Origin of the sequence: Rhizobium sp. 2YAF20, assembly GCF_052114685.1 — a bacterium.
Taxonomy (GTDB): Bacteria; Pseudomonadota; Alphaproteobacteria; order Rhizobiales; family Rhizobiaceae; genus Rhizobium.
This window is the reverse complement of sequence record NZ_JBFRFF010000014.1, coordinates 62,144-75,063: the sequence shown is the minus strand read 5'-3', so window position 1 is coordinate 75,063 and position 12,920 is coordinate 62,144. Positions and strand designations below refer to the sequence as shown.

Here is a 12,920-nt window from a genome sequence, read left to right as displayed (position 1 = left end):
GGCGGCGTCATGACGATCGAGGCAGACAATTCCGCAGCACCCATTACGCAAGCCCAATGGCAAGCGACAATGGCTCCGACGCTCGAGTGGCTGGCACGGCGGGCGGAGCCGGTTGCCATCGGCCTCGGTGCTATCCTGTTCGGCCTCGCCCTGTTTTCACTGTTCATCCTGGCGGTCGGCAAGTCGCCGACCGATCTCTTCCGGTATATGTACCAGGGCGGCTTCGGTAGCTGGTTCTCCATCCAGAACAGCCTCAGCCGGGCAGCCCCTCTCCTGCTCACCGCGCTCTGTGTCGCCCTGCCGGCGCGCCTCGGCCTTGTCATCATCGGCGGCGAAGGCGCGGTCGTTCTCGGTGGCGTCGCGGCAGCAGCGATTGCCCTGCCGCTGGTCAATAGCGTACCGCCGCTTCTGGTGCTTCTCGCCATGGCAATTGCCGCCATGGCCATGGGCGCTGTCTGGATCGGCTTCGTCGGCTTCCTCAGACACTATCGCGGCGTCAACGAGACCATCGCCTCGCTGCTGATGGCCTATATAGCCATCGCACTGATGAACCAGTTCATCGAAGGCCCGCTGCGCGATCCCGCCAGCCTCAACAAGCCTTCGACGGCGCCGCTTCCGGCGATCGACCGGCTCGGAAACATTCCCGGCATGGACGTCCATTGGGGGCTCGTCATCGGCATTGTCGCCTGCGTCGTCTCCTGGGTCCTAATCGAGATCACTAGCTATGGTTTTGCAGCCCGCATCGCCGGTGGAAATGTCCGCGCCGCTCAGATCCAGGGACTGCCAGTCGGCCGCCTGATCGTCGGCTTCACGGGGATTGCCGGCAGCTGCGCCGGACTTGCCGGCATGATCGAGGTGGCCGCCGTGCAGGGCAGTGCCAATGCGTCGCTCGCAGCCGGCTATGGCTATACCGGCATTCTTGTCGCCTTTCTGGCAAGGCACAATCCGCTGGCCATCATTCCTGTCGCCATTTTGCTTGGCGGCATCGATGCCTCAGGAGGCCTTATCCAACGCCGCATGGGGCTGCCTGACGCAACGGTCCTCGTCTTGCAGGGGACGTTGTTCGTGGTCATCCTCTTTTGCGAAACCTTCTACGGCCGCTTGAAGATATTCAATCCCGATCTCTGGAAGAGGAGCGCCTGATGGAACAGACCGTAATCGGCCTGTGGGGCGTACCGCTTGCAATCCTTGCCGGCGCCATCCGTGTCTCCACCCCCTTCATCTTCGTCAGTCTTGGCGAAACCATCACCGAGCGCTCGGGTCGCATCAATCTCGGGCTTGAGGGAACGCTCGTCTTTGGTGCGATGACCGCCTATGCCGTTGCCGTCATGACGGGCTCGCCCTGGCTTGGCGTGCTCGCCGCAATGGCGACAGGCGCGGTGTTCGGTTCCGTCCATGGCTGGATCTGCAAGTGGCCGAAAGTCAACGACATCGCGATCGGTATTGCCATGATGCAGTTCGGCCTTGGCATGGCGTTCTTTCTCGGCAAGTCCTTCATCAAACCGGCGGCACCCCATCTTCCTGCCATCCCACTCGGGTTCTGGTCGAGCGTGTCGCAGGTCCAGGCCGCTCTGAACATCAATGCGCTCTTTCTCATCGGTGCGGTCTTTGCAGTAGTTCTGTGGTGGGCTTTTCGCAACACGCGCGTCGGCCTCATCCTCCGCGTCGTCGGAGACAGCACCGATGCTGCCCGAGCCATGGGCATCGACCCCGATCGCATCCGCCTGCTCGCGACTGCCGCGGGCGGGTCGCTGGCAGCCGTTGGGGGGGCCTATCTGTCGCTCTATTATCCCGGATCGTGGAACGAAGGCATTTCTTCAGGCCAGGGCCTGATGGCCGTTGCGCTTGTGATTTTCGCGCGCTGGAACCCGATCGGCTGTTTTCTGGCAGCCCTGCTCTTCGGCGGCGCTGGTGCGCTCGGCCCGGCGCTGCAATCCGTCGGCGTGTCCGAGGGATATTATCTTTTCTACGCCGCGCCCTACGTGATGACCCTCGTCATCATGATCATCACTTCGTCGCCGACGCGCTCGCTTTCGGGCGCGCCTGCCGCGCTTTCGATCACGAAATAGGAGCCAGACTATGGATGCGCTCGCGACCACAAAAGGACATTACATCACCGCCGACCCCTATCCCTGGCCCTATAACGGCGCGCTTAGGCCCGACAACACGGCGCTGATCATCATCGACATGCAGACTGATTTCTGCGGGCCCGGCGGCTATGTCGATCACATGGGCTACGACCTGTCGCTGGTGCGGGCTCCGATCGAACCGATAAACTCGGTGCTGACGGCGATGCGAGCCAAGGGCTACCACATCATCCATACGCGCGAGGGCCATCGTCCGGATCTTGCCGACCTTCCGGCCAACAAGCGCTGGCGCTCGCAGCGCATCAATGCCGGCATCGGCGACCCAGGCCCTTGCGGGCGCATCCTGGTGCGCGGCGAACCCGGCTGGGACATCATCGACGAGTTGAAGCCGTTCGACGGCGAAACGATCATAGACAAGCCTGGCAAAGGCTCGTTCTGCGCGACCGACTTGGAGCTGATCCTCAACCAGAAACGCATTGAGAACATCATTCTGACCGGCATCACCACCGATGTCTGCGTTCACACCACCATGCGCGAGGCAAACGACCGCGGCTTCGAATGCCTGCTGCTGGAGGATTGCTGCGGAGCGACCGACTACGGCAACCACCTGGCCGCGATCAAGATGGTGAAGATGCAAGGAGGCGTCTTCGGCTCCGTTTCGAATTCGGCCTCGCTCGTGAGCCAATTGCCATGATGCGCATCAGCGATACGTCTCTCCCGAAGGCGGGCGCCGCCGTCGGCGTCCAGACACTCGACATGACCATGAGGTTCGGCGGCTTCACGGCACTCGATCACGTGTCGATCGACATTCCCGCAGGCTCGTTCCACGCGCTGCTCGGCGAAAACGGAGCCGGCAAATCGACGCTGGTCAAATGCATCATGGGCTTTTACCACCAGACGTCGGGCTCGCTTTCCGTCGACGGCCGCGAAGTGTCGATCGCCTCCCCGAAGGATGCGGCAAATTATGGGCTCGGGATGGTCTACCAGCATTTCACGCTGGTGCCGTCGTTGACGGGCGCCGAAAATCTCGTCATCAGCCGAACGGAAGTACCGGCCATCATCAATTGGGCGAAGGAGCGCAAGGAGCTTGCAGCCTTCATGGAGCGCATGCCCTTCAAGATCCCGCTCGATCGTGCGGTCAGTGATCTGGCGGCTGGCGAGAAGCAGAAGCTGGAAATCGTCAAGCAGCTCTATCTAGGCCGCAGCTTCCTCGTGCTCGACGAGCCGACGTCGGTCCTGACGCCAGCCGAAGCGGACGAAATGTTGGGGCTGGTGCGCGGCATGACGGAGCGCGGCGAGCTTACAGTCCTGATGATCTCGCACAAATTTCACGAAGTGACCAAATTCGCCGACGCTGTGACCATTCTCAGACGCGGAAAACTGGTCGGCGGCGGCAAGGTCGGAGAGCTTTCGACAAGCGAAATGGCATCAATGATGATCGGCGATGTCAAACTGGCCGAACTCGATACGAGACTGCCGGTCGAAAGCAGCACACAGCCGGTGCTTTCGCTGCAAAAGGTCAGGGCGCCTGATCGTTCGGGCCTGAAGACAATCAATATCGAGAACCTGACCGTTCAGGCCGGCGAGATCGTCGGCGTAGCGGGTATCTCCGGAAACGGGCAGAAGGAGCTGATCGAAATTCTTGCCGGGCAGCGCCCGCCGAATTCAGGCAGCATCAGCGTCAACGGTACGGACTACAACGCCACCCGCGAGGAGACACGGAAGCACAATGTCCGCTTCATTCCCGAAGAGCCGCTGCAGAATGCCTGCGCGCCGCGGATGACGGTGACGGAAAACCTCTCGTTCCGCACCTTCGATCTCAAGGAGAACGGCGCCGATGCGATCTGGCTCAACGCCGGCAAGATGCGCCGCCGCGCCGTGTCCCTGATTTCTGACTTCAAGGTGAAGACGGCGTCATCGTCATCGCCGATCGCCGCACTTTCCGGCGGCAATGTGCAGCGCGCGGTGCTCGCCCGCGAACTGACAGGCGAGGTCGATCTGCTGATCGTCTCCAATCCGTGCTTCGGCCTCGATTTCTCGGCGGTTGCGGAAATCCGGGCGCGGATCATGCGGGCGCGCAACGCCGGCACGGCTGTGCTTCTGCTGTCCGAGGACCTCGACGAGCTTTTGGAAATGTCGGATCGGATCATGGTCATTTCGGAAGGAAGGCTGGTCTATGAAACGCCGGCGCTTGCGGCGGACATTGCCGTCATCGGCGCGCACATGGCAGGGCATCACTGATGGCTGAGATCATGGCTGAGCCGTTCGCCTTTCCACTCCGGCTGGACGCAGTTGCGCTCATCGTCATCGACATGCAGCGCGATTTTGCCGAGCCCGGCGGCTTCGGCGCAAGTCTTGGCAACGATGTCAGCCGTATCACCCGCATCGTGCCGGATGTGAAACGCCTGATCGAAGGCTTTCGCGCGGCAGGGCTGCCGGTCATTCACACGATGGAGTGCCACAGGCCCGACCTTTCCGACCTGCCGCCGGCAAAGCGCAACCGCGGCGACCCTGACCTGCGCATCGGCGACGATGGACCGATGGGGCGGGTGCTGATCGCTGGCGAGCCGGGAACGGCAATCCTGCCCGAACTCGCTCCCATCGACGGCGAGATCGTCATCGAGAAGCCCGGCAAGGGAGCCTTCTACGCGACCCCGCTTGGCGATATCCTGAAGAGCCGCGGCATTGGCCAGCTTGTCTTTGCCGGCGTAACGACGGAGGTCTGCGTGCAGACAACGATGCGCGAGGCGAACGACCGGGGCTATGAGTGTCTGCTCATCGAGGAAGCGACCGAAAGCTATTTTGCCGAATTTAAAGCCTCGGCCATTGCGATGATCCGCGCCCAGGGCGCGATCGTCGGCTGGACCGCGCATATTGATGATATATTGCAAGGAATTGATCGTGCCTGAGACCACACGCGAAGATCTCACCGCGGACGGTTGGCGCCGCCTCGAATTCGGTCTTTTTCGGCCGGGGGTGACGATCCATTGGATCCGCCAATTCGAGGGCGACCAGCCAGGCGTGGCACTGTTAAAATATGAGGCCGGCGCCGCGGTTCCGCGCCATCTGCACCAGGGGCTGGAAACCATATTGGTGCTGGACGGCACGCAGTCCGACGAGACCGGCGACTATGGCAAGGGAAGCTATCTGGTGAACGCGGCGGGCACGGAGCACTCTGTCTGGAGCGACATCGGCTGTGTCGTGCTCATCCAATGGGATCGGCCGGTCATTATCCTCGAAGAGGAAGCGGCATGATCGACGGTCAGGTTTTCGATATCAGCTCTCTGCATGCCGCCTTTGCCCGCGGCTGGACGCCTATCGACATGATCGACACGGTGTTTGCCCGCATTGCGGCGGCGGACGATCCCGGTATCTTTCTTCATCTGGCAGACAGAGCAAGCCTGATTGCCGAGGCGAAAGCGCTTGGGCCGTTCGACCCCGCGTCGAGGCCGCTATGGGGCATTCCCTTCGCCGTGAAGGACAACATAGACGTGACCGGCATGCCGACCACGGCCGCCTGCCCCGACTATTCCTATTTGCCGCAAGCCGATGCCACCGTTGTTCGTCTGCTGAGGCAGGCCGGCGCATTAGTGATCGGCAAGACCAATCTCGATCAATTCGCCACCGGCCTCGTCGGCGTCCGCACGCCCTATCCCGTACCGCGCAATGCAATCGACCCGGCGCTGGTGCCCGGCGGGTCGAGCTCCGGCTCAGCGGTCGCAACTGCCCGCGGCATCGTCTGCTTCGCGCTGGGAACCGACACTGCCGGCTCGGGCCGTATCCCGGCGGGATTGAACAACATTGTCGGCCTTAAACCGAGCCTCGGCGCACTGTCGACGACCGGCGTGATCCCGGCGTGCCGCACGCTGGACTGCGTCTCCGTCTTTGCCCTGACGGTCGATGATGCCTGGTCCGTCTTTTCCGTGGCCGCAAAGGCCGATCCATCGGATGCCTATTCGAGAGTTGTCGAAACGTCAGCACTTGGCGCAACTCCGCCGGCGCTTGTGATCGGCGTTCCCTCGATAGCCGATCTCCAGTTCTTCGGCGACCGGCAGATGGAGGCGGCCTATGCGCGCGCACTGGAGACACTTGCCAGCCTTGGGCACCGGCTGGTGGAACTGCCGTTCTCGGATTTCTACGCGGTTGCAAACCTGCTTTATGAAGGCGCCTGGGTGGCCGAGCGTTATGCGGCCGTCGATGCATTCTTCAATGAGAAAGAGGCGAGCTTTCATCCGGTCACCCGGAAGATCTACGGCGGCGCAAAGGCGCTTTCCGCAGCAGACGCGTTCAATGGCCTGTATGCCCTGCAGGCGTTGAAGCGGCAGGTTGAGCCGTTGATCGCGTCCGTCGATATTCTTTGCGTCCCAACCGCGCCCACACATTATACGCGCGCGGACCTTGAGGCCGAACCGATCCGCGAGAACTCGCGCCTCGGCACCTACACCAATTTCGTCAACCTTCTCGACATGTGCGGCATCGCGGTTCCAACCGGGACGCGCGCCGATGGCCTTCCGGCAAGCGTGACGTTGCTTGCACCTTTCGGCAGTGATGCACTGACCGCGCAGCTCGCCCGCGATCTGCATCACGCAAGCGGCCTGTCGCTCGGAGCCACTGGATGGGCGCAGCCGGTGCAGCGGTGCGCTCCGCAAACAGAGCGAAGTGATCTCATCGATCTCGTCGTCGTTGGCGCGCATCTGTCCGGCATGCCGTTGAACGGACAGCTTCGCACACTGGGCGCGCGCTTTGTAAGGACGGCTCGGACGGCCGCGTGCTACCGCCTCTTCGCTCTTGCCGGCCAAATCCCTGCCAAGCCCGGCCTGATCCGCGTTGACGACGGCGAAGGCGCAGAGATTGCGGTCGAGGTCTGGCAATTGACGCCGGCCGCCTTCGGGCGGTTCGTCGCCGCCATCCCAGCCCCTCTCGGCATCGGCACGATCACGCTTGGCGACGACAGCGTCGCCAAGGGCTTTCTGGTCGAGGCCGTGGGTCTGGATGGAGCAAGCGACATAACCGGCCACGGCGGCTGGCGGGCTTACGTCAAGAGCCTCGAGGCGATGTAGAAACCGCGCCCATCCACCCCTCGTGGTCACCAACGCCATCATCGCCTCTAAGCCGAAAATTTAATCAAAGGCCACATTTGCACAGCGTCTCCTAATCGAGTGAAGCCGCCTGTGCCACAAGCGATGAAGGCGTGTAGTCCCGGCGCGAAAATCGAGCGTTTGCTAGGGACCGCACTGCGATGCCTGCTGTCGCGTCCTATTATCCCAGACATTCCTGTGCTCTAGTAACAACCGATGTGAATCACGGGATGCCAGCTATGTCCTCCGAACCCAAACGCAGCTTCCAGACGCCGCACCGAGAAAATCTCGGCTTGCTCTCCATCGCCAACGAGGCCGGCCTATCGGCGTCGGCTCTGCCCAACGGCACGCTCTTTGCTATCGAGCATACCGATCCGCAGGGGACCGCAATGATCAACCAGGTCCTCGGCTCGCCGCTCTATGGCGGTATCGGCAGGCTTTACATCAGGATCGGCGGGCAGCGCCCGGCGGTCGCCGAAATTGTCGGTCCGAGAGCCGCCGTCCGCTTCGGCCAGAATGGGGCAGCTTTTTCGTGGAGCGGAGAGACGCAAGGGGTTGGACATAGTGTCCAGCTGGAATTGCACCCAACCGAAGCGATCTGGCTCTGGACCGTAACGCTTGAGAATAGGACTGCGGACGTCGTTCCAGCCGATCTCGTGCTGCTCCAGGACATCGGTCTTGGGGACCGGGGTTTCCTGATGGGAAGCGAAGCCTACGCCTCCCAATATATCGACCATCACATCGCCGAGCACCCAGCATTCGGCTCCGTCATCATGAACAGGCAGAATCTCAAACAGAGCGGCGCAAGAAACCCCTGGTTGGCGCAGGGCTGCGTCGATCGAGCGGCCGCCTATGCAACTGACGCTATCCAGCTTGTCGGCGCGCATGACAGCCATATGGTGCCCGCCTTTGGCGCGAGCCTGCCCAGCGCGCGGCGCCAGCATGAGGTGGCCTGTTCAACGCTCCAGTCCGGACCTCTGTCCCTTAGCCGCAGCAATCCTCAAGTCACGCGGTTTTTCGGCCTGTTCGTCGCCGATCATCCCGAGGCGTCGAGCGATGCGGACCTTTCCCGTCTCGACCTTGTCGCCGATTTCGCAACCGATCACTCCAGATCCGACATCGATGAAATGCACCCGGTGCGCAGCGTCGTTCAGGATGCGCCGCTGGTCGCAGCGGTATCGCTCGATGCAGCGGCTATTCAACGGCTCTATCCCGTCCGGGACTTGGAAGAGCGCGTCGACGGTCGCCTGCTTTCCTTCTTCGTGAAGAACGGATTTCAAAATCGCCACATCGTACTGCGCGACAAGGAACTTGCCGTCGCCCGGCGCCATGGCGCGATCCTTCGCAGCGGCGGCAACATGCTGCCGGACGACCGGACGCTTGCGGCAACCTGCTGGATGCAGGGCATCTTCGCCGCGCAACTGACCATCGGCAACACATCGTTTCACAAGCTGTTTTCCGTTTCCCGCGATCCTTACAATCTGACGCGCACCAGCGGCCTGCGCATCCTTGCCGATATCGGCCAGGGCTGGCAGATGCTCGCCGTTCCCACCGTGTTTGAGATGGGGCTTAGCGACTGCCGCTGGATCTACAGTCTGCCTGACCGCACCATCACCGTGACATCGGTGGCATCAGGCCAAGATCCGGCGATGCAATGGAACATTGTGGTCAAGGGTGCTCCCTGCCGTTTCCTCGTCTTCGGACATGTCGTGCTTGGCGAGCGGGAGTTCGAAACCAGCGGTCGGATCGAGATCGATGCCGCAGCCAAGCGCGTCTCATTTCGGCCGGACCCCGGCTGGCTCTGGGGCGAGCGTTTTCCTGAGGCAGCCTACCACCTTGTGACATCGACGCCCGACGCGATCGAAGCTATCGGCGGCGACGAACTGCTCTATGGCGATGGCATCGCACGGGACGGCGCTTACGTCGCGCTGACCTCCCGGGTGACCAACGCGCTTTCCTTCGCAGTGGTCGGATCGATGAGTGACGCGGCGGAGGGCGAACGCCTCGCCGAGCGCTATCAGGCCGGCGTCGCAGATGAGGAGCAGCTGGCCTCGGCGTCAGCCTTCTGGCGTCATGTGACACGCGGCCTCGACCTTGCTGGCAAGGGCCCTGATATTGCTGCCCAGGCAACGATCCTGCCGTGGATGGCACATGACGCAATCGTGCATCTGAGCGTTCCGCATGGGCTCGAACAATATACCGGCGCTGCCTGGGGCACCCGCGACGCGTGCCAAGGTCCGGTCGAGTTTCTGCTCGCCTATGAGCATGATGCCGAGGTGAAGCAGCTGCTCTCGATCGTCTTTGCCGAGCAGTATCGCGATCGCGGCGATTGGCCCCAATGGTTCATGCTCGAGCCCTATTCGAACATCCGCTCCGGCGAAAGCCATGGCGATATCGTCGTCTGGCCGTTGAAGGCACTCTGCGACTACATCGAAGCGACCGGCGACTTCGGTTTCCTGGACGAGACGGCATCCTGGCGCGTCGACGAAACAGCCGAGAGAACGCCGGAGACGGCTTCGATCGCGGCGCATGTGGAAAAACTGCTGGAGACCGTGCGCGAGCGCTCCATTCCCGGCACCCACTTGATCCGATATGGAGAAGGAGATTGGAATGACAGCCTGCAGCCGGCGGATCCTCACTTGCGCGACTGGATGGTCAGCAGTTGGACCGTTTCGCTACTCTACGAACAGATCGTCCGCTATTCGGCCATTCTCGACCATCGCGGTCAGACCGAGGAGGGCAAGTCGCTTGCGCAGACGGCCGCGGCGATCAAAGAGGATTTCAATCGCTTCCTGATCCGGGATGGGATCGTCGCTGGCTACGGCCTGTTCGATCCAGACCATGACGAGGTCGAGCTTTTGCTCCATCCCGACGATCGGCGCACCGGGCTGCACTTTTCGCTGATTTCGATGACACAGGCCATGCTCGGCGGTCTCTTCACGCCCGAGCAGCGGCACAGCCACATGAAGCTGATCGACGAGAACTTGTTGTTTCCCGACGGCGTCAGACTGATGGAAAAACCGGCGCGATATTCCGGCGGGCCTGAAACGCTGTTCCGACGGGCTGAGTCGTCGTCCTTCTTCGGCCGCGAGATCGGGTTGATGTATGTCCACGCACATCTGCGCTATTGCGAGGCGCTGGCAATAGACGAAAAGGCTGACGCTCTCTGGGACGCGCTGGCGCTCGTCAACCCGATCTCGGTCACCGACCGGCTGCCGCACGCGTCGCTGCGCCAGCGCAACACCTATTTCAGCAGCAGCGACGCTGCCTTCCACGACCGCTATCAGGCGGCAACCGATTGGGATCGCGTGAAGGCCGGCGACTTGGCAGTCGATGGCGGCTGGCGCACCTATTCAAGCGGCCCCGGCCTTTATACGAGAAGCTTTCTTTTGAACGTCCTCGGCTTCAAGAGGCAGTTGGGCCAACGCATTCGCAAGCCGTTGCTGCCGCTGACGCAGCTGCTTGACGAGGTTACGCTTGATTTCGACGCGTAACCTCGCCGGTTCCGCCGCTAAGGACCCTTCCTGCCAAAATAGGCCCGGGGTGAAGCGCCGAGCATGCGCTTGAACATGGTCGTAAAGGCGGCAATGCTCTCATAGCCGAGATCAAGCGCGACGCTAGTGATTGCCTCCCCGGCGGCCAGGCGCGGAAAAGCAGCGAAGAGGCAAGCCTGCTGGCGCCAGATCGACAGGCTGAGACCAGTCTCGCGGTGGAATGCGCGCGTGAAGGTACGCCGGCTCATGGAAAGCTCCTTCGCCCAATCGTCGATGACGAGATGGGGCGAGGGATTGAGCACAAATCGGCGGCAGAGCGCCGCAAGCCGAGGCTCGCCCGGAAAGGGCAGGCCGAGCGACCGTTCCGGCAGCGTCGAAATCACCTCCAGCAGCAGCCGCATGACGAGATCGATCCGCGCCGTCACATGGCCATCAGGCAGCGCCGCCGCTGCCTCCATGATCAGCGCCCGCGCAAGATCGGTCATCGCCACAACACGAACTGCATCCGGCAGCGCGCTAGGAGCACCGAAGACCGAAAGCATGTTCACATGCCCCACCATGTCGACGGAGTGTTCGATACCGGCTGGAATCCACAAAGCGTGATCGGGCGGCACCATCCAGCGTCCCGCCGTCGAGGTCACCATGAGGACGCCGCTCCTGGCGTAGAGCAGTTGCGGCCGCGAATGGCTGTGCCGCGCAACGACGTCTCCCGGCGTGTAGTCGCTCGGGAGAGGATAGATCGGTCCGTCCGATTCGATCGCCTTCAGGCGCTCATCACGGCGTTCCCGCACGACCCTTGCCTCTCCGTCTGACTGCCCCGCCATACTTTGGCCCACACGCGAAAGAAATGGACCAAAACACGAAAGCAACGTTTAAGCAACCAGCCTATCGAATGGCCTCCAATAAGGGAGTTTGATCGTGACGAACAGCGCAGTGAGTTTGGAAAGACAATCGGCCGAAGAGACGGTATTCGGCATCATCATGGCGGTCAGCTTCTGCCACCTGCTCAATGATACGATGCAATCTCTGATCCCGGCCCTCTATCCGATGATCAAGCAGGGATATGGGCTCGATTTCACCCAGATCGGCCTCCTCGGCCTGGTCTTCCAGGTCACCGCATCGTTGCTACAGCCGCTGATCGGCATCTATACCGACAAGCGACCCCTGCCCTATTCGCTGACGGTCGGCATGGGTTTCACACTGATCGGACTGGTGCTTCTGGCGTTCGCCCATGCCTATTGGGTCTTGCTCATCGGCGCTGGCGTGGTCGGTTTGGGCTCGGCTGTTTTTCACCCAGAATCGTCGCGCGTCGCGCGACTGGCCTCGGGCGGACGGCATGGTCTGGCGCAGTCATTGTTTCAGGTCGGCGGAAATTTCGGATCGGCGCTGGGACCTCTGCTTGCAGCGTTCATAGTCTTGCCGCGCGGCCAGCAAAGCGTCGCCTGGTTTTCAGTCGTAGCCCTCGTGGGGATGGCGGTGCTTTGGCGGGTCGGCAACTGGTATGCGGGACATCGCCGCGCCAACGCCCAGCGCAAGACCGTACCGGTAACCACGGCGCTTCCGCGCGCAACGGTCATCAAGGCAATCGCGATACTGGCGATGCTGGTGTTCTCGAAGTACGTCTACATGACAAGCCTCTCCAGCTACTACACATTCTATATGATCGAGCGGTTCGGCGTATCGGTCCAGCACGCCCAGGTTCTGTTGTTCGTGTTCCTTGGCGCTGTGGCGATCGGAACGGTTGCCGGCGGCCCGGTCGTTGACTGGTTCGGAACGAAGTTCGTGATCTGGTTCTCTATTCTCGGCGCCCTACCCTTTACCCTGGCGCTGCCCTATGCCGGCTATAGCTGGACGGTTGTGCTGAGTTTCGTCATCGGCGTCATCCTCGCCTCCGCCTTCTCCGCCATCGTCGTCTTTGCCCAGGAACTGGTTCCTGGGCGCGTCGGGATGATTGCCGGCCTGTTCTTCGGCTTTGCCTTTGGCATCGGCGGGATTGGAGCGGCCAGCCTCGGCGTCGTCGCCGACCACATGGGGATCGAGTTCGTCTATAAGATCTGCTCCTATCTGCCGCTGCTGGGGCTGCTGACGATATTTCTCCCAGATATCGGCAAGGGCCGGCGCCATGGGAGAAAGGAAGCTTGATCGTCAGGCATGGAAACCCTCGATCCCCGCAAAGGCGGCAGCCTTTCGGGGAAAGGCATATTTGGCCCTCGAATTCGGCACCCACCACGTGATTGCCGATCTGCCTGTAAGCGCTCGCG

At 61.8% G+C, this 12,920-nt stretch carries 10 protein-coding genes; 9 read left to right on the top strand and 1 reads right to left on the bottom strand.

Features of this window, described 5'->3' with window-relative positions:
• The first annotated feature begins 9 nt into the window (after positions 1–9).
• The 8 genes from AB4Z52_RS17610 (at position 10) to AB4Z52_RS17575 (ending at position 10,659) form a co-directional block, all read left to right on the top strand.
• Positions 10–1,143, top strand: coding sequence for an ABC transporter permease (locus AB4Z52_RS17610; protein WP_442219218.1), 1,134 nt, complete (start codon positions 10–12; stop codon positions 1,141–1,143).
• Positions 1,143–2,069 (top strand): ABC transporter permease, encoded by a 927-nt coding sequence (locus tag AB4Z52_RS17605; RefSeq protein WP_442219217.1) that lies wholly within the window; start codon positions 1,143–1,145, stop codon positions 2,067–2,069. The genes AB4Z52_RS17610 and AB4Z52_RS17605 overlap by 1 nt, the downstream gene beginning before the upstream one ends.
• A 10-nt stretch (positions 2,070–2,079) precedes the next feature.
• The gene (gene biuH / locus AB4Z52_RS17600) at positions 2,080–2,781 is read left to right on the top strand and encodes a biuret amidohydrolase (RefSeq protein ID WP_442219216.1); all 702 of its coding nucleotides are present in this window, start codon (positions 2,080–2,082) and stop codon (positions 2,779–2,781) included.
• Positions 2,778–4,328, top strand: a complete 1,551-nt coding sequence (locus AB4Z52_RS17595; protein WP_442219215.1) for an ABC transporter ATP-binding protein — start codon at positions 2,778–2,780, stop codon at positions 4,326–4,328. The genes biuH and AB4Z52_RS17595 overlap by 4 nt, the downstream gene beginning before the upstream one ends.
• Positions 4,328–4,996: a cysteine hydrolase family protein gene (locus AB4Z52_RS17590; RefSeq protein WP_442219214.1), complete on the top strand. Its 669-nt coding sequence runs from the start codon at positions 4,328–4,330 to the stop codon at positions 4,994–4,996. The genes AB4Z52_RS17595 and AB4Z52_RS17590 overlap by 1 nt, the downstream gene beginning before the upstream one ends.
• Complete coding sequence (locus AB4Z52_RS17585; RefSeq protein ID WP_442219213.1) at positions 4,989–5,342, top strand: cupin domain-containing protein; 354 nt, start codon at positions 4,989–4,991, stop codon at positions 5,340–5,342. Before AB4Z52_RS17590 ends, AB4Z52_RS17585 begins: the two co-directional genes overlap by 8 nt.
• A complete protein-coding gene (gene atzF, locus AB4Z52_RS17580) occupies positions 5,339–7,147 on the top strand; it encodes an allophanate hydrolase (protein ID WP_442219212.1) in 1,809 nt (602 codons plus the stop codon). The genes AB4Z52_RS17585 and atzF overlap by 4 nt, the downstream gene beginning before the upstream one ends.
• A 257-nt stretch (positions 7,148–7,404) precedes the next feature.
• Positions 7,405–10,659 carry a GH36-type glycosyl hydrolase domain-containing protein gene (locus AB4Z52_RS17575; RefSeq protein WP_442219211.1) on the top strand — a complete coding sequence of 1,085 codons (3,255 nt, stop codon included), beginning with the start codon at positions 7,405–7,407 and terminating at the stop codon, positions 10,657–10,659.
• Between the two features lie 17 nt (positions 10,660–10,676).
• Here AB4Z52_RS17575 and AB4Z52_RS17570 read toward each other — a convergent pair whose 3' ends face one another.
• Positions 10,677–11,450, bottom strand: coding sequence for an AraC family transcriptional regulator (locus AB4Z52_RS17570; protein ID WP_442219210.1), 774 nt, complete (start codon positions 11,448–11,450; stop codon positions 10,677–10,679).
• A gap of 127 nt (positions 11,451–11,577) precedes the next feature.
• Here AB4Z52_RS17570 and AB4Z52_RS17565 point away from each other — a divergent pair, with 127 nt between their 5' ends.
• Complete coding sequence (locus AB4Z52_RS17565; protein ID WP_442219209.1) at positions 11,578–12,801, top strand: MFS transporter; 1,224 nt, start codon at positions 11,578–11,580, stop codon at positions 12,799–12,801.
• Positions 12,802–12,920: the final 119 nt, after the last annotated feature.

What these genes read in the sequence shown, in the direction of transcription:
- AB4Z52_RS17610 (WP_442219218.1), top strand. Translation starts at nt 10, where the DNA reads ATGACGATCGAGGCAGACAATTCCGCAGCACCCATTACGCAAGCCCAA.
- AB4Z52_RS17605 (WP_442219217.1), top strand. Translation starts at nt 1,143, where the DNA reads ATGGAACAGACCGTAATCGGCCTGTGGGGCGTACCGCTTGCAATCCTT.
- biuH (WP_442219216.1), top strand. Translation starts at nt 2,080, where the DNA reads ATGGATGCGCTCGCGACCACAAAAGGACATTACATCACCGCCGACCCC.
- AB4Z52_RS17595 (WP_442219215.1), top strand. Translation starts at nt 2,778, where the DNA reads ATGATGCGCATCAGCGATACGTCTCTCCCGAAGGCGGGCGCCGCCGTC.
- AB4Z52_RS17590 (WP_442219214.1), top strand. Translation starts at nt 4,328, where the DNA reads ATGGCTGAGATCATGGCTGAGCCGTTCGCCTTTCCACTCCGGCTGGAC.
- atzF (WP_442219212.1), top strand. Translation starts at nt 5,339, where the DNA reads ATGATCGACGGTCAGGTTTTCGATATCAGCTCTCTGCATGCCGCCTTT.
- AB4Z52_RS17575 (WP_442219211.1), top strand. Translation starts at nt 7,405, where the DNA reads ATGTCCTCCGAACCCAAACGCAGCTTCCAGACGCCGCACCGAGAAAAT.